Annotated in this window: 21 protein-coding genes and 2 pseudogenes; 17 read left to right on the top strand and 6 right to left on the bottom strand. The window is 45.4% G+C overall.

Annotated features, from left to right (window positions below; genetic code table 11):
- The 3 genes from BGM23_RS18200 (at nucleotide 1) to BGM23_RS18190 (ending at nucleotide 3,007) form a co-directional block, all read left to right on the top strand.
- Entirely contained in the window at nucleotides 1-888 is an 888-nt protein-coding gene (locus BGM23_RS18200) for a carbohydrate ABC transporter permease (protein WP_046664332.1), read from the top strand.
- Between the two features lie 8 nt (nucleotides 889-896).
- The gene (gene lplD / locus BGM23_RS18195) at nucleotides 897-2,237 is read left to right on the top strand and encodes an alpha-galacturonidase LplD (protein WP_046664331.1); all 1,341 of its coding nucleotides are present in this window, start codon (nucleotides 897-899) and stop codon (nucleotides 2,235-2,237) included.
- Nucleotides 2,238-2,311: 74 nt separating this feature from the next.
- Nucleotides 2,312-3,007 (top strand): DUF421 domain-containing protein, encoded by a 696-nt coding sequence (locus tag BGM23_RS18190; RefSeq protein WP_015252601.1) that lies wholly within the window; start codon nucleotides 2,312-2,314, stop codon nucleotides 3,005-3,007.
- A gap of 36 nt (nucleotides 3,008-3,043) precedes the next feature.
- Here the strand turns inward: BGM23_RS18190 and hmoA are convergent, their stop codons facing one another.
- The 3 genes from hmoA to BGM23_RS18175 all read right to left on the bottom strand — a co-directional run bounded on the left by hmoA (nucleotide 3,044) and on the right by BGM23_RS18175 (nucleotide 4,422).
- Nucleotides 3,044-3,370, bottom strand: coding sequence for a heme-degrading oxygenase HmoA (hmoA, locus tag BGM23_RS18185; protein WP_046664330.1), 327 nt, complete (start codon nucleotides 3,368-3,370; stop codon nucleotides 3,044-3,046).
- 103 nt (nucleotides 3,371-3,473) lie between these two features.
- Nucleotides 3,474-3,836: a VOC family protein gene (locus BGM23_RS18180; RefSeq protein WP_003233803.1), complete on the bottom strand. Its 363-nt coding sequence runs from the start codon at nucleotides 3,834-3,836 to the stop codon at nucleotides 3,474-3,476.
- A gap of 91 nt (nucleotides 3,837-3,927) precedes the next feature.
- Nucleotides 3,928-4,422 carry a hypothetical protein gene (locus tag BGM23_RS18175; RefSeq protein WP_003244106.1) on the bottom strand — a complete coding sequence of 165 codons (495 nt, stop codon included), beginning with the start codon at nucleotides 4,420-4,422 and terminating at the stop codon, nucleotides 3,928-3,930.
- A 197-nt stretch (nucleotides 4,423-4,619) separates the two neighbouring features.
- Between BGM23_RS18175 and BGM23_RS18170 the strand changes: the two genes are divergently transcribed.
- From BGM23_RS18170 to BGM23_RS18155, 5 genes and pseudogenes are all read left to right on the top strand, one after another.
- Nucleotides 4,620-5,492 carry an STAS domain-containing protein gene (locus tag BGM23_RS18170; protein WP_038427514.1) on the top strand — a complete coding sequence of 291 codons (873 nt, stop codon included), beginning with the start codon at nucleotides 4,620-4,622 and terminating at the stop codon, nucleotides 5,490-5,492.
- 154 nt (nucleotides 5,493-5,646) lie between these two features.
- Entirely contained in the window at nucleotides 5,647-5,814 is a 168-nt protein-coding gene (locus tag BGM23_RS18165) for a YezD family protein (RefSeq protein WP_003244522.1), read from the top strand.
- Nucleotides 5,815-5,923: 109 nt separating this feature from the next.
- A complete protein-coding gene (locus BGM23_RS18160) occupies nucleotides 5,924-6,568 on the top strand; it encodes a Bax inhibitor-1/YccA family protein (RefSeq protein ID WP_038427515.1) in 645 nt (214 codons plus the stop codon).
- A pseudogene (locus tag BGM23_RS22430) lies at nucleotides 6,568-6,633 on the top strand (hypothetical protein); the annotation flags it as partial. The gene BGM23_RS18160 and the pseudogene BGM23_RS22430, both read left to right, overlap by 1 nt.
- Nucleotides 6,633-6,773: pseudogene (locus tag BGM23_RS18155) on the top strand (DMT family transporter); the annotation flags it as partial. The pseudogenes BGM23_RS22430 and BGM23_RS18155, both read left to right, overlap by 1 nt.
- A gap of 23 nt (nucleotides 6,774-6,796) precedes the next feature.
- On the opposite strand, the gene yetL reads toward BGM23_RS18155, so the two are convergent.
- On the bottom strand, nucleotides 6,797-7,300 hold the full coding sequence (gene yetL / locus BGM23_RS18150; protein WP_015252596.1) for a transcriptional regulator YetL: 504 nt from the start codon (nucleotides 7,298-7,300) through the stop codon (nucleotides 6,797-6,799).
- A 162-nt stretch (nucleotides 7,301-7,462) separates the two neighbouring features.
- On the opposite strand from yetL, the gene BGM23_RS18145 reads away from it, so the two are divergent.
- Together BGM23_RS18145 and BGM23_RS18140 are read left to right on the top strand one after the other, a co-directional pair.
- Nucleotides 7,463-8,572 (top strand): FAD-dependent oxidoreductase, encoded by a 1,110-nt coding sequence (locus tag BGM23_RS18145; RefSeq protein ID WP_015715487.1) that lies wholly within the window; start codon nucleotides 7,463-7,465, stop codon nucleotides 8,570-8,572.
- A 179-nt stretch (nucleotides 8,573-8,751) separates the two neighbouring features.
- Nucleotides 8,752-10,260, top strand: coding sequence for an excalibur calcium-binding domain-containing protein (locus tag BGM23_RS18140; protein WP_046664328.1), 1,509 nt, complete (start codon nucleotides 8,752-8,754; stop codon nucleotides 10,258-10,260).
- A gap of 69 nt (nucleotides 10,261-10,329) precedes the next feature.
- Here BGM23_RS18140 and BGM23_RS18135 read toward each other — a convergent pair whose 3' ends face one another.
- A complete protein-coding gene (locus tag BGM23_RS18135; RefSeq protein WP_014479133.1) occupies nucleotides 10,330-11,403 on the bottom strand; it encodes a DUF3900 domain-containing protein in 1,074 nt (357 codons plus the stop codon).
- Nucleotides 11,404-11,552: 149 nt separating this feature from the next.
- Here BGM23_RS18135 and cypD point away from each other — a divergent pair, with 149 nt between their 5' ends.
- From cypD to BGM23_RS18100, 7 genes are all read left to right on the top strand, one after another.
- Nucleotides 11,553-14,738, top strand: a complete 3,186-nt coding sequence (gene cypD, locus BGM23_RS18130) for a bifunctional P-450/NADPH--P450 reductase (protein WP_046664327.1) — start codon at nucleotides 11,553-11,555, stop codon at nucleotides 14,736-14,738.
- A gap of 701 nt (nucleotides 14,739-15,439) precedes the next feature.
- Nucleotides 15,440-17,359, top strand: a complete 1,920-nt coding sequence (gene ltaS1 / locus BGM23_RS18125) for a lipoteichoic acid synthase LtaS1 (RefSeq protein WP_003243930.1) — start codon at nucleotides 15,440-15,442, stop codon at nucleotides 17,357-17,359.
- 235 nt (nucleotides 17,360-17,594) lie between these two features.
- Nucleotides 17,595-18,359, top strand: a complete 765-nt coding sequence (locus tag BGM23_RS18120; protein ID WP_029726884.1) for a glucose-1-phosphate cytidylyltransferase — start codon at nucleotides 17,595-17,597, stop codon at nucleotides 18,357-18,359.
- A gap of 6 nt (nucleotides 18,360-18,365) precedes the next feature.
- A complete protein-coding gene (locus tag BGM23_RS18115; RefSeq protein ID WP_032679065.1) occupies nucleotides 18,366-19,334 on the top strand; it encodes a GDP-mannose 4,6-dehydratase in 969 nt (322 codons plus the stop codon).
- Nucleotides 19,335-19,357: 23 nt separating this feature from the next.
- The gene (locus BGM23_RS18110; RefSeq protein ID WP_017695588.1) at nucleotides 19,358-20,269 is read left to right on the top strand and encodes a putative nucleotide-diphospho-sugar transferase; all 912 of its coding nucleotides are present in this window, start codon (nucleotides 19,358-19,360) and stop codon (nucleotides 20,267-20,269) included.
- Nucleotides 20,270-20,297: 28 nt separating this feature from the next.
- Nucleotides 20,298-21,476 carry a glycosyltransferase family 2 protein gene (locus BGM23_RS18105; protein WP_003233779.1) on the top strand — a complete coding sequence of 393 codons (1,179 nt, stop codon included), beginning with the start codon at nucleotides 20,298-20,300 and terminating at the stop codon, nucleotides 21,474-21,476.
- Nucleotides 21,477-22,412 carry a putative nucleotide-diphospho-sugar transferase gene (locus BGM23_RS18100; protein ID WP_009966783.1) on the top strand — a complete coding sequence of 312 codons (936 nt, stop codon included), beginning with the start codon at nucleotides 21,477-21,479 and terminating at the stop codon, nucleotides 22,410-22,412. It abuts the gene before it with no gap.
- Between the two features lie 30 nt (nucleotides 22,413-22,442).
- Here the strand turns inward: BGM23_RS18100 and BGM23_RS18095 are convergent, their stop codons facing one another.
- Nucleotides 22,443-23,672 carry an MFS transporter gene (locus BGM23_RS18095; RefSeq protein ID WP_003243467.1) on the bottom strand — a complete coding sequence of 410 codons (1,230 nt, stop codon included), beginning with the start codon at nucleotides 23,670-23,672 and terminating at the stop codon, nucleotides 22,443-22,445.
- Nucleotides 23,673-23,746 lie beyond the last annotated feature (74 nt).

The raw sequence follows: 23,746 nt of genomic DNA, 5'->3' as shown, positions 1-23,746 counted from the left end.
ATGGCTGAAATTCACACGATGCACAACACCAAAGCCGGACGGGTGTTTGACGTCTGCAACATTCTGTTTCTCGGCGGTGTCGGCGCGATTACCATTTTGCCGTTTTTATATATTATCGCCGGTTCCTTTGCGACAGAAGCGGAACTCGCCCAGCGGAGCTTCTTTATTTTCCCGAAAACCTTTACACTTGATGCTTACAAGTATGTGTTTTCGACACCGACGTTCCTTCGAAGCATGGGTGTGTCCATCCTCATCACCGTGGTCGGGACGGCTGTACAGCTGTTTTTCACCTTCACGATGGCGTATCCGCTGGCGAAGCGGCATGTGAAGGGACGGAATCTGCTGTTGAATCTGGTGATTTTCTCCATGCTGTTTTCAGGCGGCATGATTCCGACGTACCTTGTCGTAAAATCACTTGGCCTTTTGGATACGTATTGGGCATTGATTCTGCCGATGGCGATTAATCCGTTCAACCTTATTATTATCAAAAACTTCTTTCAGCAGCTGCCGCGCGAGCTGGAGGAATCAGCAAAAATTGACGGCTGTTCCGAAATCGGCGTCTTCTGGCGGATCGCCCTGCCACTGTCAAAGCCAGTCATAGCGACCTTTGCGCTGTTTTATGCGGTCGGGATTTGGAATGATTTCTTCCACGCTCTCTTATATATCAATGACAGTGCAAAATGGCCGCTGCAAATGATGCTTCGCCAAGTCACGATTTTATCGGATTTAACGGCGACCAATGGCGATACGATGCAAAATGCCGTTCCGCCGGAGCAGGGAATTAAACTCGCTGTCATTGTCATAGCGACGCTGCCGATTTTGGCGGTCTATCCATTTTTACAAAAACACTTTGCAAAGGGAATGCTGATCGGTTCGGTGAAAGGCTGAGAAAGGGAGTGTTTCATATCAGTACATTAGATCAGATTAAGATTGCCTATATTGGCGGGGGGTCCCAAGGCTGGGCCAGAAGCCTGATGAGTGATTTGTCGATTGATGAACGTATGTCAGGCACGGTGGCGCTCTATGATCTTGATTTTGAAGCCGCTCAGAAAAATGAAGTGATCGGCAATCACAGCGGGAACGGCAGATGGAGATATGAGGCTGTTTCTACTTTGAAAAAGGCGTTATCAGCCGCGGATATCGTCATTATTTCCATTTTGCCGGGATCACTGGATGATATGGAAGTCGATGTCCACTTGCCTGAGCGCTGCGGTATTTATCAGTCTGTAGGTGATACTGTCGGGCCTGGAGGGATCATCAGGGGCTTGCGTGCTGTGCCGATATTTGCGGAAATTGCCCGGGCAATAAGAGACTACGCACCTGAATCATGGGTCATTAATTATACAAACCCGATGTCTGTCTGTACAAGAGTGCTGTATAAAGTGTTTCCCGGCATCAAAGCGATTGGCTGTTGCCACGAGGTATTCGGGACGCAAAAGTTATTGGCGGAAATGGTCACGGAAAGGCTGGGGATTGAGGTGCCGCGGCGTGAGGATATCCGCGTTAATGTGCTCGGCATTAACCATTTTACATGGATCACAAAAGCCTCTTACCGCCATATTGACCTGCTGCCTATATTCCGTGAATTCAGCGCGCACTATGGGGAATCAGGATATGAGCTGGAGGGGGAAAGCTGGAGGGACAGCGTCTTTTGTTCGGCACACCGTGTTGCGTTTGATTTATTTGAAACGTATGGCGCCATCCCTGCTGCGGGAGACAGGCATCTGGCAGAGTTTCTTCCCGGCCCATACCTCAAACAGCCTGAAGTATGGAAATTTCATCTCACACCTATATCATTCAGAAAACAAGACAGAGCTGAGAAACGACAAGAAACAGAACGGTTGATCGTGCAACAACGGGGCGTTGCTGAGAAAGCTTCGGGAGAAGAAGGCGTGAACATCATAGCGGCTCTTCTCGGATTGAGTGAACTCGTCACAAATGTAAATATGCCGAATCAAGGCCAGGTCTCAAACCTTCCTATACAAGCCATTGTCGAAACAAACGCATTCATCACAAGGAACCGTGTCCAGCCGATTTTGTCCGGAGCGCTTCCGAAAGGTGTGGAAATGCTGGCGGCTAGGCATATATCTAATCAGGAGGCAGTGGCGGACGCAGGTTTAACAAAGGATGCTGGCCTCGCGTTTCAAGCCTTCCTCAATGACCCGCTTGTCCAGATTGACCGCAGTGATGCAGAGCAGCTTTTCAATGACATGCTCCAATTCACCATGCAACGTTGAGCGGAGCTTTTCCGGTTTAGAAAGGAAAGCATTGACCATACTGATAGTATTATCAAGAAGTAGGTGCTATCAATATGGGAAATTATTTAAGCGTTGCGGTAGAACTGGTCTGCGGTTTAGGCATTTTATTTATCATCTTAAAGCTTCTCGGGAAAACCCAATTTTCTCAAATTACGCCGTTTGACTTTATCTCTGCTTTAATTTTAGGAGAATTGGTCGGAAATGCCGTTTACGATCATGAAATCAAAATCAAAGAAATTATTTTTGCTTCGCTATTGTGGGGCGTGCTGATTTATATTATTGAATTTATCACGCAAAAAATGAAATCATCGCGAAAGTTCTTGGAGGGCGAGCCGAATATCGTCATCCGCAAAGGGGAGCTTCAATATAAAGTATTGAAGAAAAATAAGATGGACATTAACCAGCTGCAAAGCCTTTTGAGGCAAGCGGGGAGCTTTTCGATTCAAGAAGTAGAATATGCGATTTTGGAAACAAACGGGATGGTCAGTGTGCTTCCAAAATCCGACTTTGACAAACCGACCAATAAGGATTTGCAGGTTCCTTCGAAGTCTGTTTCCCTGCCAATCACGTTAATCATAGATGGAGAGCTTGTCCGGGATAATCTGAAGGAAGCAGGTGTGGATGAACAGTGGCTGAAGCAAGAATTGAAAAAGAAGAACATTGATAAGACGGAGGACGTGTTATTTGCAGAATGGCATAAAAATAAGCCGCTGTATACCGTAACATACGAACAAAGCAGATCAACATGACTCTTAGAAAAAAGCTTGCAGCAAGGCGCAAGCTTTTTATTGATTGTATGTCCCTTGTTTGACAGCACGTACATGGTACATGCTCACTTCAGTGCTGATCAGATAGTCAGGCTTTGGTTTGCCTTTGTTTGCTTTGTGGCCGGCGATATGCGCATCGCTTTTTTCCCATTGCTTCCAGCGATCCTTTGATTCCCAGCGAATCATGACAACAACTTCCTCATCACCGCGGCGTACGTTTTTCTCAAGCACTGTCACATCAATTAAACCTTCTTGTTTTTCAATGATTCCTTCAGCGCTGAAACGTTCTATGACTTTATCTGCAAAGCCTTCTTTTACCGTCATTTTTCTCAACTGAACAAACATTCGTCTCACTCCAATCATTCTCACATATGAATAATTGTAAATGAAATTCATTCTCATTGTCAAAGAAAGCGCAGGGCGGAATCGAACCGCCGTGCGCAACAGTTTATTCTTTTAATAAAAACACATTTCCGTCTTCGTCCTTAAATTGAACGAAGGTGCCCCACTCCATTTGATTGGGCTCACCGAGAAATTCTACACCGTTTGTCTTCATTTTCTCGTATGTACCAAAGATGTCTTCGCATTCAAACACAATAGAAGCCTTCATTTGCTCTGAGCCTTTCATCATGGCTTTCGGGTAAATGACTAAACGAGTCTCGGCTCCTTTTGGCGCAACCTCCAGCCAGCTTGCTTCAGGTCCCATTGGGTGGTCCGCTGCAATATCAAAGCCTACCTTCTCTGTCCAAAATTGCTTCGCTTTCTGCTGGTCCTCGACATATACAGCAACAGTGCCAATTTGTTTGATCATAGGGAAACCTCCAAGTTGAAAAGATAATAATACTATAACCTGTTTACGGCCGAAGTAACATAAAAAAATCAGCCGGGAAACCGGCTGATTATTAAAATGAGCAGCTTACAACATCGATGTGATTTGTGTCTAAGGCGAAATAAACCCAGCGGCGCCGTGAGGAATCCCAATAAAAGCCGCCGACGGATCTTCTGCCAAGGATGATCGGGTAAAACCAAAATGAGCGGCCATTGGTTAACCAAACATAGGTAAATCGGAAAAGGCAAGGACGAATGGTGATTGGTTCAACTAACAAAACGGCTCCTTGAGAACCCTGCGGTTTTGGGGGTTTCGCTGGTATTTGGGAAGGAGGAGGTCCCTGCGGCGCACCGCCGAAGCCTGGGCTGGCACCGCTGCCAATACCAGGGCCGGAGCCGCCGCCAAAGCCTGGAACAGCACCGCCGCCAATGCCAGGGCCGGAGCCGCCGCCAGAGCCCGGAACAGCACCGCTGCCAATGCCAGGCCATGGATATCGGTATTCATATTCAAAAGCAGGCCAAGGCTCATAAAAATGCCCCGCAAACATATAAGGATCAACATAATACATGTGATAACGTCCTTTCTCATTGTAAACTGTACACTGCAGTTTATGCGGGCGGACTCTTATTGGTGCATTCGCCTAAGGATATGAAGCTGAAATGCTCTCAGAGAGCAGAATCATTTGATTTTTCTCTAGTCTTATTCACAATTCCGATTTATCATTTTATAATGAAAGTGCTTCTATTACGAAAAAGGAGACAGACCGTGAATATCGATCAATTATTATATCAATATATCATAGACAACACTGCGGATATTACTGAGAAATGGTTCAGTTTGCGTTGCCAGCTAAAAGGCGAGCTATATTCCGCCAGCCATTTAAGTGAAGAAACGAAAACACTTTTAACCGAGCAGCATACATTTACCAATATAACAATCGCAAGCGCATTTCTGGAGGATCAAACCGATTTTCAAGACAACATGACAAAATGGGCGGAAAACGTTGCGAAAAACAGGGTAGAGCAGGATGTTCAAGTGCATGAGGTCGTAGAAGCCATATCCAATTCTAGAATCTCATTCTGGGACGCAGTCGTCACATTTATAAAAGAGAATCAGGAGATTGTGACAAATGAGGATGCAGACCGATGGAACCGCATTGTGAATCAGTCGTTCGATAAGCTGATTATTGAATTCTCCGAGCAGTACCAAAAATTCATGCTGATGAGGCTTACATCTCAGCAGGAACTGATCTCAGAGCTTGGCTGCCCGGTCATTTCCATTGCCGATGGAATCGGGATATTGCCGCTTATCGGCTCCATTGATACAAAACGGGCACATGTCATTTTAGAAACAGTGCCGGTCCGCTGTGTCGAGAGAAAAATCACAAGCCTCGTCGTTGATCTTTCAGGTGTTCCGATTGTGGATACCATGGTGGCTCAGCAATTGTACAACCTGTCTAAAACGCTTTTCTTATTAGGCGTCAAAGCCGTATTTTCAGGGATTCGCCCGGATGTGGCCCAAACATCGATTCAATTGGGGCTTGATTTTAGTGAATATGAAACGTACGGCACGCTGAAGCAGGCATTAGAAAACATGGGTGTCCGCTGTATTGTTGAGGAATTGGAAGAAAACAAATAGAAAGTTTCCAGGCATATGATTGTCCGTCACCGGGTGATCATATGCCTTTTTGATTTGAACAGAAATCACCATTGATTTATCGAAAAAAACATAATATTATAATTCTTATAAGAATACTGTGAATTAAAACCTATTCAACAGGGGGGAAGGTCTTTTGGTTTCAAAATCAACGATTGATCCGGAAGTGATTGAAAAAATCATCAGCTCGCTGGAAACACTCGATTTCGGCACCGTTCAGATTACGGTTCATGATTCTCAGATTACCCAAATTGAGAAAATAGAAAAGCACCGTTTTTCGCTGAAAAGGAAAGAATCAAAATGATAATGTAAAGGGCGTTTGTTTTCATTAAATTCTCCTTAAAACATATACATATTTCATCCAATTTTTATATAATAGACCTTTAAGATCATTTTTTAGGAGGATTTTTGACATGCAAGCTACGGTTCACGAGAGTAAGCAATCGATCATGCAACGCATTTTGACAGTCTTTGTCTTCACTTTGCTGATCGCGACTGTCGGCCTTTTTATCGGCCAATTTGTTCCTGTCGCTTTGATGCTGCCGCTTTCTATTCTTGAAGTGGCGATGATTATTCTGGCCTTCTGGATGCGCAGAAGAAAAGCGGTCGGGTATGCGTTTGTATATACATTCGCGTTCGTTTCCGGCATTACCTTATTTCCGATCGTCAGCCATTACGCTTCCATCGCCGGCGCCTATGTCGTGCTTGAAGCCTTTGGCTCTACATTTGTCATTTTTGCCGTCTTAGGCACAATCGGAGCAAAAATGAAGAAGGATTTATCCTTCCTGTGGTCGTTTCTGCTGGTAGCGATGCTCGCCCTCGTTGTGGTAGGGATTTTCAACATTTTCAGCCCGTTAAACTCAGCGGCGATGATGGCGTATTCCGTGATCGGAACCATCGTCTTTTCCCTTTATATTTTGTATGATTTGAACCAAATCAAACACCGCCACATTACGGAAGACTTGATTCCGGTTATGGCGTTATCGCTGTACCTAGACTTTATCAACTTGTTCATCAACCTGCTCCGCTTCTTTGGCATTTTGAGCAGTGATGATTAATGAAAAAGCGCCTGTCATTGGATAGGCGCTTTTTGCCATACATCAAAAAGGCAGGTGGAGTCGTGCGTCTGTCATGTTGTCAGGCGTGATATTGAAGGAGCGTTTGAGCTTGTGCATACTGTGTGTCATCAGCGGCATATTTGTTACGGTCATAAAGAAAAAACAGCCGGATGCGTATCCGGCTGCAGAAGAAAAGACGCTATAGCCTGTCCGGATCGGACGGGTTTTTTAGTCTTTAAACACGCTCAGCCTTTCAAAAAGATCACCAAGCATCTTCACGAACATGTCTTTTTCCTCGTCGCTGTAGTTTTCCATGACCGCTGAGATTTTGCTGAAATGGCCGGGCAGAAATTGCTTCAGGCGTGCTTTGCCTTCTGTTGTCAGTTCAATGCTGATTTTTCGTTTATCCTCTGTGTGATGCCTGCGGCTGACAAAACCGTCTCTCGCCAGCCCGTCCAGCAGGCCTGTAATTGTTGCTTTCGTGACATTTGACCGCTTGGCAAGCTCTGTCGGACTTAACCTATGATCCTTGGCATCAAAGAGCAGCATCAGGATTTTGAATTTTCCTTCTGACAGCCCTCGGCCAGCAAAGTAATGCTCCATCACATGATTCATTTTTTTTGAAATATCAAAAAGAGATAAAAACAATTCAAGAGAGCCGGCGTCAATATTGGCATACGTTTCGGCGTGCTCTGTTATATGCTTATATTTCGGTAAATGTTTTAATTCCATCGCAAGTAGCTCCCGTACATTCGTTGTGACACGATTATAAAGGAGGGAAAACCATAACGCAACTTGGCTTGGAGATGATTGACAGATTTTCTTGGGACATAGTAAGGTTATATAGTTAGGCGCCTAACTAATACATATAGAGCTGAAAAGGTGGTTATTGATATGAAACATATGTTAATTGCAGGAGGCGGCATCGGCGGCTTGTCAGCGGCCATTTCTCTCCGTAAGGCAGGGTTTTCCGTCACCTTATGTGAAGCGGCTTCAGAAAACCGAAAAACAGGTGCGGGGATTCTTCAGCCGCAAAACGCACTGGCGGTGTTGAAAGAACTGGGCGTATTCGAAGAGTGCTGTAAGCACGGCTTTCAAACAGAATGGTTTAAAACGTTTGATGAACAGGGGAATTTGCTGTTTCAAGTCAGTGAATCCTTTTTAGACGATTCACTTCCGGGACGCAATAATATCCTGCGCAAAACGTTAAATGACATTCTCATGAAGCATGCCGAGGCAGTGGGTGTAGACATCAAGTGGGGGAAAAAGGTTGTCGCTTATGAAGAAACAGCTGAATCGGTCACTGCCGTATGTGAAGATGGAGAAAAGATGCAGGCTGACATTCTGGCGGGCTTTGACGGCATTCACTCCGTTGTTCGCGATATAATGCTGCAAAAGGAGACGGAAAAAGAGCATCTCGGCATGGGAGCGTGGCGCTTTTATATCGAACTTCCTGATTACACATTCGAGGACGCAACATTCATGTATAGAAGCGGAGACACACAAATCGGGGTGGTGCCATTGGCAGAACACGCTGGCTATGTCTTCGTCCTCCAGCCTTGCACGAGCGATTACTGGGATGAGGAAGATACCCGGTTTGATAGAGTAAAAGAGATTCTTTCTAGTTTTCGGGGGCTGGATTTTGTCACAAAGCACATGTCAAAACAGCATCCTGTCATCTTTAACAAACTGGAGCAGGTCGCCGTGCAGGAGCCATGGCATAAAGGCCGCGTCATCATCGGAGGAGACGCCGCCCACGCCGGCGCGCCGACCCTGGCGCAAGGAGCGGCAATGGCGATCGAGGATGCCATCGTCCTCGCCGAAGAACTCCAAAACCACGCCGACCACGAAACAGCATTACAGGCGTACTACAAAAGAAGAGCCCCACGAGCGCTCAAAGTCCAGAACCTATCATCGGAAATCGTCCGCCGTGGGCTGAAAGGAGAGCCGGGAGCGGAAGAACTGATTGGGGAGTGCTATGCGGTGTTGAGGGAAGGGTATTAAATAGGAAAAGTCCAGAAAGTGATTTCTGGACTTTTTTGTTTAGAAAGACACAAGTGTTTAACTAAATTATCTAGAAATTGATAACAATAAATGATGTAAAATCATCCGGTATTTGGTAAAATTAAGTCAAAAAATATAAGTTTCTGTTAGAATATCATTATGTAAAATAGGGGGACATTATGGAAAAGTGGATAGGTAAACGCCCTACAATAGGTCAAAAAACCTTAGTAACAAAGTATGGAAGATTATTACAAGAAGCGGAAATCGCAACCTTATCGTCGCAGGAAAGCGTTCTAAAGATTATCGAAGCTGAATGTGATGAAAAAAGTGGTAGAGAATTAAAAGGGATATTAGCACTTACTACACAATCCATTTTCTTTGTTTCTAAGCACGAACAGATGACTTATGAATATTCACAAATTAATGATATTGAAGTAAGGACTAATGGAAAAGATAAAAATAGTTGGAGTTTAAGCCTTAAAATAGGCCGTAAAAAACGTACATTCGATGATATTAAGAAAAACGATGATAGCCAAGAATTTATAGAGATTTTAGAATACATAATAACTAATCAATCAAAAGAAATTCTAACGACAGTTACACATGATTTTGATTATTTTTTACATGCTGAAAAATTAAATGATTTACAAAATCGAAATGTTAAAATTACTTCATTTCTAATGAAGAGGGACAATCTAAATCTGTCGAAAAATGGTGAACGATTATTGCGTGAAAAGCATAAAGGTGCTTCCTTGATAGCGGAAGGCTTTTTTCAAGAGGATAGACAAAGTAAGGGTAATTTTATTGTACTCGACAATCAAGTGGTGTACTTATATGAATTTAATAATAAAGAAAGAAAAGCCAAACTATTAAATAAGTGGGATTTTAAATATTTTTCTCATGCGGTTATTGATCGATTTGCAATAAAAACAGTTATCAATGTTACGGAGACAGGAAAAAGTTTAATTATAAATCTATCTGGCAAGGAATTTGTTTCTATTTTAAATGATGCAAATATTCCCCTACATCAGAAGAAGAGGAAATGGTACCAAAAAATCCTAGGGTTCCGAAGTGGTAAGTGGTGGAAGAGAGCTATTGCTTCATTGGTTTACCTGCTGATATTACTGTTAACCTTTAACGCATTTTTTGGTGAAAACAATAAAGAAGCTAGCTCTGTAAAATCAAGTGATAAAACAGCTGTTTCAAAGACCGAACAAAAGGAAGAACAGACAGAAAATCAAAGCAAACAGGAAGGTAATGAACAACAAGATAATAAGAGTAAGAAAGAAGAAAAAGCAAAAAAGCAAGCAGAAGAGAAACGTAAGCAAGAGGAAGAAGCGCGATTAGCAGAAGAGAAACGTAAGCAAGAGGAAGAAGCGCGATTAGCAGAAGAAAAACGCAAGCAAGAGGAAGAAGCGCGATTAGCAGAAGAAAAACGCAAGCAAGAGGAAGAAGCACGACTAGCACAAGAAAAGCGCAAGCAAGAGGAAGAAGCGCGACTAGCACAAGAAAAGCGTAAGCAAGAGAAAGAGATACAACAAGCAGAGGCACAAGAACAACAGACGAATGTCTATTACAAAAATTGTACCGTAGCACGGCAAGCTGGTGTTGCACCTATCCATTCTGGTGAACCGGGATATGCAAAACATCTTGACCGTGATGGTGATGGAATTGCTTGTGATCGCTAATTCATATATGGTTATCTAAAGAAAGAGAGAATACTGAAATATTCTCTCTTTTATTATTTTCAACAAACGTTAATCGTCATTTATATTTTTCCCTTTTATCCGCTCAATCACCTCATGCAGTCCCTCAGGCTTATAAAACTCCACCGGTGAACTGCCTTTCTCAAACGAAATCGTCTCGGCTTCAATCAGCGCGACATAGCGCCCGTTTACTTTTGCGAGATGAATAGAATCGCCAAAATCCGCTAGCAATCCCTTAATCTCTGTTTCTCCGACTTTCATTTTCAGCTGGGCCTCTGGCGTGTGCTCGATGATTTGGGCGGAGGCTTCGATGACTTGATGGGTGTCGAGGCGCTCTTGGATTTCCCGTTTTTCGCTTGCTTCCCAAATCTCAATGTCGTGCTCGAACTGCTTGAGTTCTTCGCTGTTGTCTTCAAATGTCTCGTAGACGTGCTCTTGTACCATGTTCATGACCTGATTTTTCATGATTTCTGGCATTGATTCTCCGTACTCGACGAATTTCAGAAAGTCCTCAAAATAGCGGGCGTGTGAGGCCTGGTGGATTTTCAGTTCACCTTCCTCGACCATTCCTTCCTCTGGCATGTACGGGTATTGGATGCTTTTCATGTTTTTTGTCGTGATCGCCATTTCGACTTTTTTAATGAGAGAAGACGCGTCAGAGATGCGGGCGACCTTCGGCTCAAAATCACATTTCATAATAAAGACAAATGACTCGTCAAAGTATTTTCTCGGTACGGCCGAAGCGACGAGAAACACGCCGCCGCGAACCGCGCTTGTGTCAAGGTACGTGCGGACGAACTGCTCGCTCAGCTCATTGAAGTCTTCTTTTGTTTCCGCCAGACGCGCGCGGTTGAACATGTTGTAGTTTGGGTTAGAATCGAGCTCGTGGCCGGGCTCGACGATAAAATGGCCGATTTTCGTCGGGACCTGCTCGGACTGCGGATGGCGGTCTGCTTTCCGTTTGACGATTTTTTTCAGTTCCCCGTCGAGAAAGTCCTTCAGCTCGCTTTCTTCAAATTCGCCCGTATCAAGGGTCTGGAAGTGCTTGAACTGCTTGTTCGCCTGCTCATCTTTGCCTTCCACCTGTATGACATAAAAGGATAAAAACCGAATTTCAAAATCCATATATAAACTCACCTTATTCGCGTATTGTACAGCTTCTCAAGTATAGAAAAAACAGCGATCATGCGTCAATTGGGAGAACGGAATAATCATGACCATGAAAGGGAAATGTAGTCAAATAGAAGGCATCTCATACGGAAAGGAATGGTTCGATGAAGGAAACAAGCCCGATTCCTCAACCGAAGACGTTTGGGCCGCTCGGCAATTTGCCTTTAATCGATAAAGACAAGCCGACGCTTTCGCTGATCAAACTGGCGGAAGAACAGGGCCCGATTTTTCAAATCCATACACCCGCGGGCACGACCATTGTAGTGTCCGGCCACGAATTGGTGAAAGAGGTTTGTGATGAAGAACGGTTTGATAAAAGCATTGAAGGCGCCTTGGAAAAGGTTCGCGCATTTTCCGGTGACGGATTGTTTACGAGCTGGACGCATGAGCCTAACTGGAGAAAAGCGCACAACATTTTGATGCCGACGTTCAGCCAGCGGGCCATGAAGGACTATCATGAGAAAATGGTCGATATCGCTGTTCAGCTCATTCAAAAATGGGCAAGGCTCAACCCGAATGAAGCAGTCGATGTCCCGGGAGATATGACCCGGCTGACGCTCGACACCATTGGGCTATGCGGGTTTAACTACCGCTTTAACAGTTACTACAGAGAAACGCCCCACCCGTTTATCAACAGCATGGTGCGGGCGCTTGATGAAGCGATGCATCAAATGCAGCGGCTTGATGTTCAAGATAAGCTTATGGTCAGAACAAAGCGGCAATTCCACCATGATATTCAAACGATGTTTTCGTTAGTCGACAGCATTATTGCAGAGCGCAGATCGAATGGAGACCAGGATGAAAAAGATTTGCTCGCCCGCATGCTGAATGTGGAAGATCCGGAAACGGGTGAAAAGCTCGACGACGAAAATATCCGCTTTCAAATTATTACGTTTTTGATTGCCGGCCATGAAACAACGAGTGGCCTGCTTTCCTTTGCGACTTATTTTTTATTGAAGCATCCTGACAAACTGAAAAAGGCGTATGAAGAGGTCGATCGGGTGCTGACAGATGCAGCGCCGACCTATAAACAAGTGCTGGAGCTTACATACATACGGATGATTTTAAATGAATCACTGCGCTTATGGCCGACAGCTCCGGCTTTCAGCCTTTATCCAAAAGAAGACACAGTCATTGGCGGGAAATTTCCGATCACGACGAATGACAGAATTTCTGTGCTGATTCCGCAGCTTCATCGTGATCGAGACGCTTGGGGAAAGGACGCAGAAGAATTCCGGCCGGAACGGTTTGAGCATCAGGACCAAGTGCCTCATCATGCGTACAAACCATTCGGAAATGGACAACGGGCCTGTATCGGCATGCAGTTTGCCCTTCATGAAGCCACACTTGTGTTAGGCATGATTCTAAAATATTTCACATTGATTGATCATGAGAATTATGAGCTTGATATCAAACAAACCTTAACACTTAAGCCGGGCGATTTTCACATCAGGGTTCAAAGCCGTAATCAGGATGCCATTCATGCAGACGTCCAGGCAGCTGAAAAAGCCGCGTCTGATGAGCAAAAGGAGAAAACGGAAGCAAAGGGCGCATCAGTCATCGGTCTTAACAACCGCCCGCTTCTCGTGCTATACGGCTCAGATACCGGCACCGCAGAAGGCGTCGCCCGGGAGCTTGCGGATACTGCCAGTCTTCACGGCGTAAGGACAGAGACAGCACCTCTGAACGACCGGATTGGAAAGCTGCCGAAAGAGGGAGCGGTTGTCATTGTGACCTCGTCTTATAATGGAAAACCGCCAAGCAATGCCGGACAATTCGTGCAGTGGCTTCAAGAAATCAAACCGGGTGAGCTTGAGGGCGTCCATTACGCGGTATTTGGCTGCGGCGACCACAACTGGGCGAGCACGTATCAATACGTGCCGAGATTCATTGATGAGCAGCTTGCGGAGAAAGGCGCGACTCGGTTTTCTGCGCGCGGAGAAGGTGATGTCAGCGGTGATTTTGAAGGGCAGCTTGACGAGTGGAAAAAAAGCATGTGGGCGGACGCCATTAAGGCATTCGGACTGGAGCTGAATGAAAACGCCGATAAGGAACGAAGCACGCTAAGCCTTCAGTTTGTCAGAGGGCTGGGCGAGTCTCCGCTGGCTAGATCGTACGAAGCCTCTCACGCATCCATTGCTGAAAATCGTGAACTCCAGTCCGCAGACAGCGATCGAAGCACCCGCCATATCGAAATCGCATTGCCGCCGGATGTTGAATATCAAGAGGGCGACCATCTTGGCGTATTGCCAAAAAACAGCCAAACCAATGTCAGCCGGATTCTCCACAGATTCGGTCTGAAGGAAACCGACCAAGTGACATTGTCGGCAAGCGGCCGCAGTGCGGGGCATCTGCCATTGGGCCGTCCTGTCAGCCTGCATGATCTTCTCAGCTACAGCGTCGAGGTGCAGGAAGCAGCCACAAGAGCGCAAATACGTGAACTGGCGGCATTTACAGTGTGTCCGCCGCATAGGCGCGAATTAGAAGAACTGTCAGCAGAGGGTGTTTATCAGGAGCAAATATTGAAAAAACGAATTTCCATGCTGGATCTGCTTGAAAAGTACGAAGCGTGCGACATGCCGTTTGAACGATTTTTAGAGCTTTTACGTCCGTTAAAACCGAGATATTATTCAATTTCAAGCTCTCCAAGAGTGAATCCGCGGCTAGCATCGATCACAGTCGGCGTCGTGCGCGGCCCTGCGTGGAGCGGCCGTGGCGAATACAGGGGCGTGGCTTCAAATGATTTAGCTGAGCGCCAAGCCGGTGATGATCTCGTGATGTTTGTACGCACACCAGAATCTCGGTTTCAGCTTCCAGAAGACCCTGAAACGCCAATCATTATGGTCGGACCTGGCACGGGAGTCGCGCCATTTCGCGGTTTCCTTCAAGCCCGCGAAGTTTTAAAGCGGGAGGGGAAAACGCTCGGTGAAGCTCATCTCTATTTTGGATGCAGAAACGATCGTGATTTTATATACCGCGATGAGCTTGAGCAGTTTGAAAAAGACGGAATCGTCACTGTCCACACAGCCTTTTCCCGCAAAGAAGGCATGCCGAAAACGTATGTCCAGCATGTCATGGCTGACCATGCAGAAACGTTAATATCGATCCTTGACCGCGGAGGCAGGCTTTATGTATGCGGTGACGGCAGCAAAATGGCCCCGGATGTGGAGGCGGCACTGCAAAAGGCGTATCAGTCTGTCCATGGCACCGGGGAGCAAGAAGCGCAAAACTGGCTGAGACATCTGCAGGATACCGGTATGTACGCTAAGGATGTCTGGGCAGGGATATAGATAAAGAAGACTGGAGACATCCAGTCTTTCAGCGTGTCGGCAAACCCTCGCATTCGTTGTCAGGACTGCGCTTCGGTGCTCAATGCGAAGTGGATCAACGGCTAAATTCTCAGGCGTCCTGCCTAAACGCCGTCGTCATCACATCCTGTGAATATCCGCTCCTATGCTCGTCCTTCCTAGACTTCAAGGGTTTTCAATCACGCTGAAAAGATGACAAAATCCTAAAATGGTTTTCATTTTAGGATTTTGTCAACAATCTGGAAGACTGGAGACATCCAGTCTTTTTTGTCCTTTCGAAAAAATGGTGATCGCGCTAAACATTGATGCATACAATAACTTCAGTCCGCCGGAAGGGCGGGCTGTCTGCAAAACCTATTTTTCGTTTTTGCTAGTTTATGTTATTCTTATACTCGGTATCTATTTCTTTTTTCAAAGGCACACATGACAAAAGAAATCCTTTTTTTATTTCGGAGAAAAAAATGTGAAACGAAATGAAGGTTTCTTTCGTCCAGTGATTGGTTTCCAAATGGTTGTAATAAAAATGATATGGTGCGTAACATAAATATTCCGGCTTGCCGCGGTGTATTTCTTGTTGTGTGATGCCTTGATTTTGTTTGGAAAGAAGGAATTGGAAGGCAGGATATAAAGAGCAGGTAAATATGAATGAAGAACTTAAAGTGTTTAAGAAAGTAGAGGTTGCCATGAAGAAACTTTTTTCTTACAAACTTAGCTTTTTTGTGCTGGCTGTTATACTGTTTTGGGCAAAAACGTATTTATCCTACAAGACTGAGTTTAATCTTGGGGTAAAAGGCACAACTCAGGAGATCCTCCTGATATTTAACCCATTCTCAAGCGCCGTCTTCTTTTTAGGACTGGCTTTGCTGGCGAAAGGGCGTAAATCAGCCATTATTATGCTGATTATCGATTTCTTGATGACATTTGTGTTATATGCAAATATTTTATTCTATCGTTTCTTTGACGATTTCTTGACGTTCCCGAACATTAAACAGTCTGGAAACGTTGGAAACATGGGAGACGGGATTTTCAGTATCATGGCCGGTCATGATATTTTCTATTTCTTAGATATTATCATTTTGATTGCGGTATTGATCTGGAGACCTGAATTAAAAGAATACAAAATGAAAAAACGCTTTGCATCTTTAGTGATCCTTTCTGGGATCGCACTGTTTTTCATCAACCTGCACTATGCGGAAAAAGACCGTCCGCAGCTGCTGACAAGAACGTTTGACCGCAATTATATTGTGAAATATTTAGGTTTATACAACTACACCATTTATGACGGTGTACAGACGGCTCAAACAGAAACGCAACGGGCCTATGCAAGCAGCGATGATTTAACAAGCGTCGAGAATTACACGACGTCTCATTATGCGAAACCGAACGCCGAGTACTTCGGCTCTGCCAAAGGCAAAAATATCATTAAAATTCACCTCGAAAGCTTCCAGTCATTCCTGATTGACTACAAGCTAAACGGTGAAGAGGTGACGCCTTTCTTAAATAAGCTTGCGCACGGCGGGGAAGATGTGACGTATTTTGATAACTTCTTCCATCAGACAGGCCAGGGAAAAACATCTGATGCCGAGCTGACAATGGATAACTCGATCTTCGGTCTTCCTGAAGGCTCCGCGTTTGTGACGAAAGGCGAAAACACCTACCAGTCGCTTCCTGCGATTTTAGACCAGAAGGAAGGCTATACAAGCGCCGTCCTGCATGGTGATTACAAATCGTTCTGGAACCGTGACCAGATTTACAAACATATCGGATACGACAAGTTCTTTGACGCAAGCACGTACGATATGTCGGATGAAAATGTGATTAACATGGGACTTAAGGATAAGCCGTTCTTTACTGAATCGATTCCAAAGCTTGAATCTCTTAAACAGCCGTTTTACGCGCATTTGATTACATTGACAAACCATTATCCGTTTAACTTAGATGAAAAAGACGCGTCTCTTAAAAAAGCGACAACTGGCGATAACACAGTTGACAGCTACTTCCAGACAGCGCGTTACCTTGACGAAGCGCTTGAGCAATTCTTCAAGGAGCTGAAGGAAGCCGGCCTGTATGACAACTCAGTCATCATGATTTACGGTGACCATAACGGTATTTCTGAAAACCATAACCGAGCGATGAAAGAGATTCTTGGAAAAGAGATCACAGATTATCAAAACGCACAGAACCAGCGTGTGCCGCTGATGATCCGCGTTCCTGGCAAAAAAGGCGGAGTGAACCATACGTATGGCGGCGAAATTGACGTCATGCCGACACTTCTGCACTTAGAAGGAATTGATTCTCAGAAATACATCAACTTTGGTACTGACTTATTCTCTAAAGACCACGACGATACAGTGGCATTCAGAAACGGAGACTTCGTAACGCCGAAGTACACATCAGTCGACAATATCATTTACGATACGAAGACAGGTGAAAAACTGAAAGCGAATGAAGAAACGAAGAATCTGAAAACAAGAGTGAACCAGCAGCTGAGCCTTTCAGACAGTGTCCTGTACAAAGACTTGCTGAGGTTCCATAAACTAAATGATTTCAAAGCTGTTGATCCGTCAGACTATCATTACGGCAAGGAAAAAGAAATCAAATAAGATGAAAAAGAGCCTTGAGCGGGCGCATTGCCTTCGCTCAAGGCTCTTTTTTTGGTTATACAACCAACTTGAAAAAATAGATTCCATTTGGTCACCAAGGCTGGCTTTCTCTCATATCATTACAGTAGATTTTGAAACCGGATTGAAATCGGACAAATTATCGGGGAAATGCCTTGATAGATTGTGAAGATGTACCAGGTTTCGAACTCAATATTCATAGAGATGAGGGGTAGAGATGAAAGCGGTCATTCTCTGCGGCGGAAAAGGAACGAGAATGAGTGAAGTCACGAATGACATTCCTAAACCGCTCGCCATGATAGGCGGCAAACCGATTCTATGGCATATTATGAAAATTTATCAGTACTACGGAGTAAACGAGTTTATTCTGCTTTTGGGCTATAAAGGAGAAAAAATCAAGGAATACTTTCTCGACTATGAATGGAAGCACAACAGCCTGACACTCGACAGCTCTACGGGAGAGGTACAGATGCTGGGACAGCCTGAAACGTGGAAAATTACGTTTTTGGAGACTGGGGAAGATACGCTGACAGCCGGAAGAATCTTGCAGGCGAAAGACTATATCGGTGATGAAACATTTCTGCTTACCTATGGGGACGGGCTGGCCAATATCAATCTTTTCCATCTCATCAGCTATCATCAGACAAAAGGTGCTGCCGCGACTGTCACCGGCATTGACAAAGTCTCGCAGTTTGGCACCTTGACGGTTGAGGACGGCATGGCGAAAACATTTTCTGAGAAGACATCAAGTGACGGAATCATCAACGGCGGATTCTTCGTTCTCAGTCCAAAGGTTTTCGAGTATTTGCCGAAGGACGGGAACGCGATGTTCGAAGATGAACCGCTGAAGAACCTTGCCAAAGACGGGGAGCTTGCTGTGTACCGCCATTACGGATTTTGGACGGCCATCGATACGTATAAAAATCTCTTAGAAGTCAACAAAATGTGGAATCAAGGACAACAAGTATGGAAGGTATGGTGAATCGATTTGAGTTTCTGGAAAAATAAAAACGTATTTGTCACGGGATCCACAGGTCTTTTAGGAAGCTATTTGGTGAAAGAGCTGATCGATCAGGGCGCAAACGTTACGGGGCTTGTCAGGGATCATGTGCCTCAATCCAATCTTTATCAGGGAGAACATATCAAGAAAATGAATATCGTGCGGGGCTCTCTTGAGGACTTGGCTGTGATTGAACGCGCGCTTGGCGAGTATGAGATCGACACTGTCTTTCATCTCGCTGCACAAGCGATTGTCGGCGTAGCAAACCGCAACCCGATTTCTACCTTTGAAGCGAATATCCTCGGCACCTGGAATATTCTCGAAGCCTGCCGCAAGCATCCGTTAATTAAGCGGGTCATTGTCGCTTCAAGTGATAAAGCTTACGGCGATCAAGAAAACCTTCCATACGATGAAAACATGCCGCTGCAAGGCAAGCACCCGTACGACGTCTCAAAAAGCTGCGCAGATCTGATCAGCCACACCTATTTTCACACGTACGGGCTTCCGGTCTGCATTACGCGCTGCGGAAACTTATACGGCGGCGGAGATTTGAACTTCAACCGCATCATTCCTCAGACGATTCAGCTTGTGCTGAACGGGGAAGCGCCGGAAATCCGAAGCGACGGCACATTTGTACGGGACTACTTCTATATTGAAGACGCCGTTCAGGCTTATCTGCTTCTTGCAGAAAAAATGGAAGAAAACAATCTTGCCGGAGAGGCCTTTAACTTCAGCAATGAGATCCAGCTGACCGTACTTGAACTGGTAGAGAAAATATTAAAGAAAATGAACAGTAATCTGAAACCTAAGGTGCTGAATCAGGGAAGCAATGAAATCAAACATCAATATTTATCCGCGGAAAAAGCAAGAAAGCTGCTGAATTGGACACCGGCCTACACTATTGATGAGGGACTTGAAAAAACGATTGAGTGGTATACGGAATTCTTCAAAAAGTAATGTGAAACGAGGTGAACAAGACTGTGACCAGCGCGTATTGCACCGTTTTATCAAAAGGAAGATTATATCAGGCAGTCGCTTTGTTTAAGTCGTTAGAGCAAGTTGATCAAGACAGTCCCATTTTTATACTTTGCATGGATGAAGATACGCACCGCGTGTTACAGAAGCTGAAGATGAAGCAGCTGAACCTTGTGCCGGTGGCCGCTCTTGAAAATGAATTGCTGCTGAAGCTGAAGGAAACTAGAGATCAAAGTGAGTATTGCTGGACGATGAAGCCGATCTTTCTGCAAGCTGTGCTGAACAGCAATCCCGAGCTGGAGCGCGTGACGTATATTGACGGGGACCTCTTTTTCTATGCAGATCCATCGCCGATTTTTGAAAACCAGCCGGACTGCTCGGTGCTGCTTTCACGGGGGGATATTGTAATCCCTTCTTTTGAGAAAGAGCAGATTGACATGCTGCAGCGTCTTTTAGGCAGATATAATTCCGGGTTTATCAGCTTCAAGCATGATGATGCAGGCACGGATTGCTTGGAGTGGTGGAAGGAACGCTGTCTTGAGGAATGCAAAAATGCACCGGGTGAAGGGAAATTCGGTGATCAGGGCTATTTGGATTATATGTCTGAGCTGTTTCCGAATGTGTGTGACATTACAACACCCGGCGTGAACATCGGCCATTGGAATTATGGACAGCATACGTTTTCCTGGAAAGATGGCCGGATCGTGCTGGAGGATGGCAGTCCGCTGATCTTTTATCATTTCAGCGGATACCGAATCGTCAGCATCAATGAAATCAAACAGATTCATGAAACAACCCGCACAGATCTGCCGTTTGTGCATGAACTGTATCAAGAGACACTGCCGCATATCATTCAGCACATGAAAACGTTAGACCCTGAATTTAACGGTTTTGCTTCAAAAGATGACAACAAATAAATGAGTAAATACAGGAAGTGAAAATGAAGTGAAAGCAAGCGTTATTATTCCTGCATATAATTCAAAGGAGCGTCTTTACAACAGCCTTCTGTCATTAAACCAGCAGGAGTGCGATGAAGAATTCGAAGTCATTGTAGCGGACAATGGCTCTGAGGACGGGACGCTCTCGATGCTTGAGTCATTTCAAGCTGATTTTCCGCTGATCTTTACACGGATTAAAGAAAACAGGGGCATTGCGTACGGACGAAATCAGGCGCTTCGCAATGCCAGAGGAGACATCCTGATTTTCCATGACAGCGATATGCTTGCGGCAAAGGACCTTGTGGCAAAACATATTAAAGCCCATGAGAACGAAGAGAATCTCGTCGTGTGCGGGTTGTTTTGGAAACGGATCTACAGTTTTTACTATGAACGGTTTGAAGAAGAACATAAGGAACAGCTCGCAAAGCTCACAGGTGAAATGCCGAAGAAAGACAAACAAAAGCTGCTGGAGGAAGCGGACATCAAAAACGGAAGCTTTCTTGATAAAAGCTTTGACCTCGATACCGACTTTATAGACGTGCTCAAGAAGATTTTAGATGAGTACGGCGATGACTTGAAAGGCTATCATATGCCATGGCGCTTTTTTATCACGAATAATTCCTCTGTGAAACGCAAGCATGTGGTTGACCTCGGTTTATTTGACGAAGGCATTGTGCGGTACGGGTTTGAGGATTATGACCTCGGGATCAGGCTTCATCAGGCCGGATTGACCTTCAGGCTTCGCCGTGATATTGTCAGTGTTCATCAGGAACATCCAAGCAATTGTAAGTCTGTAGACGATATTCGGGCAAACATTGCCTATATGTGCGATAAATACAATAACATCCGCTCCTTAGACGTTCATCTCGCTTTTAATGGGCCGTTCCCGCCTGACATGACGAACAGAATCATGGCTGATATTCAAAAGCTGCTGGAATCACAGAAATATGATATGCTGCTGAATCTGTTTCTTGAGCTTCTGCATGTTGTTAAAGAGCGCAACATTGATCCGGATTGGCGAAAGAAATCCCCAAGGGTGACGGCGAAAAGCTTTGATTTACAAACTGTCCGCAAGCTTCTGCCTAAGGCGAAGAAAAAGCTAGGCGTGAACGATTTTGCCAACGCACTGTATGCGCTTGTCAACGATTTGCTGCACGTGGATCTTAGATCATTGGATGTGGTATAAGTGAGTACATTTCATTTTTCAACGATAGTGTCAAGGACACATATCTTTAAGCTCATGCCTATGATTCATTCTCTCCATGAGCATTGCGATGATTTTCATTTATATGTGCTGTGTGTCGACCAGAAAGCGTATGAATTGCTTCAGCACGTGCCATGGGAGCATGTAACCTTTGTGCAGCTGCATGAAATGGAAGACCCGGAGCTGCTGAAAGCGAAAAGCAACAGAACGTTTCATGAATATTGCTGGACGTTAAAGCCCGCCTTTTTGTTTCATGTGATGAGCAAGTGGGATGACGCTGAATACTTTGCCCATATGGATACGGATCTATTTTTCTTTTCTGATCCGGCACGTATTTTTGCAGAAAACCCAACGGCGTCTCTGTATTTGACTGATCATCGTAATTCGCCGCGCTTCATGTCCTACTACGACCGAACCGGACGCTTTAATACAGGCTTTGTCGGCGCCGGTAATACAAAGGAAGCATATGAAGCGGTGTGGCAGTGGAGACAGGACTGTATTGAATTTTGCACGGTCGAAATGGATACGGAACGAAAGACATATGGTGATCAAAGATATGTGGAGAAATGGCCGGAGCAGTTTAAAGGTGTTCATGTTGTCAAATCCATAGGAGCCAATACAGCGCTTTGGAATATCGAAAACTATAAGGTCGGGCAAAAGGACGGCCGCGTGTATATAGATGAAACGCCGCTGATTTTCTATCATTTCTCTGGGTTTACGCTGGTGACAGAAAAAGAGTTTAATCTTTGCTGGTACTACCGGATTGAAGACGAAGCGACAATTAAGATGATTTATATGCCCTATATATTAAATCTGAAAAGATGGATTGATGAAATACAGTCGGCGTTTCCGGACTTTGCGGATGGCTTTATCCCGAAGCACGCAGTGCCTGACACTCATTTTATCCAGCTGGATTAAAAAACCCCCTGCCGCCTGGCAGGGGTTTTTTCAGCTATGCCATTCTCTCAGCTTCTGGTCACTTGGCAATAGGAAGGCAAGGATGCCGAGGACAGGGAGAAAGGCAATGGCGATCATCGTCGGGGTCAGTCCCGCGGCATCAATCAGAGCGCCCAGCGCCACAGCGCCGATTGCGCCCATCCCGAAGGCAAGCCCGACGGTTAAACCGGACATTGTGCCGATTTTTCCAGGAACTAGCTCCTGTGCGTAGACGACCGTTACAGAAAAGCTCGACATCAGAACCAAGCCAATCAATGCGAGCACGCCGTAGGCGAGAACCGGGCCGGCAAATGGCAGCACAATCGCCAGCGGCGCCGAGCATAACAGCGAACCGAGGATAACGAAGCGTTTTCCAAAACGGTCTGCAAGCGGGCCGCCGAGAAACGTGCCGATCGCGCCGAACAGCAAGAAGACAAAAATATAGCTTTGTGCCTGCTGAATGCTTACGTGATAGGTATCCATCGCGTAAAACGTGTAAAAGTTACCGATCGCACTCGTATACCAAGAACGAGCAAAAATGAGAAATATAATAATAATAAGAGCAGATACAACAGATTTGGTGATGGCCGTGTTTTCAGCCGTTTTCTTTTGCTTGCCTGATTTCTGGGCAAGGCTGCCGAGACGTGAGGCGTACCATTTCGCAATATACATGAGAAACATAACAGCAAGCGCGGCGACAAGCGTGAACCAAACAGCGCCGAATTGCCCGAGCGGCACAAGGATCAGCGCGGTGATCAGCGGTGCCATCGCCTGGCCTGAGTTTCCGCCCACCTGATAAATCGATTGGGCGAGCCCGCGTTTTGTGCCGGCGGCCATATACGCCACACGGGAGCCCTCCGGATGGAAAATGGCCGAGCCTAATCCAATGAAAAACACACAGCATAAGATCGTTATGAATGACGGGGCAAATGCAAGGCCCAAAATGCCAAGCATGCTGGCGGTCAAACCGACTGGCAGCGCATACGGCCGCGGCCGTTTATCGGTATACCAGCCGACAACAGGCTGCATGACGGATGACACCATGTTTAATGTGAAAGCAATGATGCCGAGCTGTGTAAACGTCAGGCTCATGGAGCGTTCCAAAATAGGGAACATGGCCGGAATCACAGCCTGAAGCGAATCGTTGAGCATATGGCAAATTCCGATAATAATCAAAATCGGATACACCGTGGTGCCTGGTTTTTGAACTGTTTTTTCTTTTAACGGGGCGGCGATAGCCATTGAGTCTCCTCCTTACATATATAACCAAAGCATACCACCATATTATTCATAAGGTGAAGAATTTATCAAGAGGA

Origin of the sequence: Bacillus sp. FJAT-14266, from assembly GCF_001719225.1 — a bacterium.
In the GTDB taxonomy this organism is placed as follows: Bacteria; Bacillota; Bacilli; order Bacillales; family Bacillaceae; genus Bacillus; species Bacillus subtilis.
Note: the sequence above shows the minus strand (reverse complement) of the source record. Positions and strands in the feature narration are given on the sequence as shown.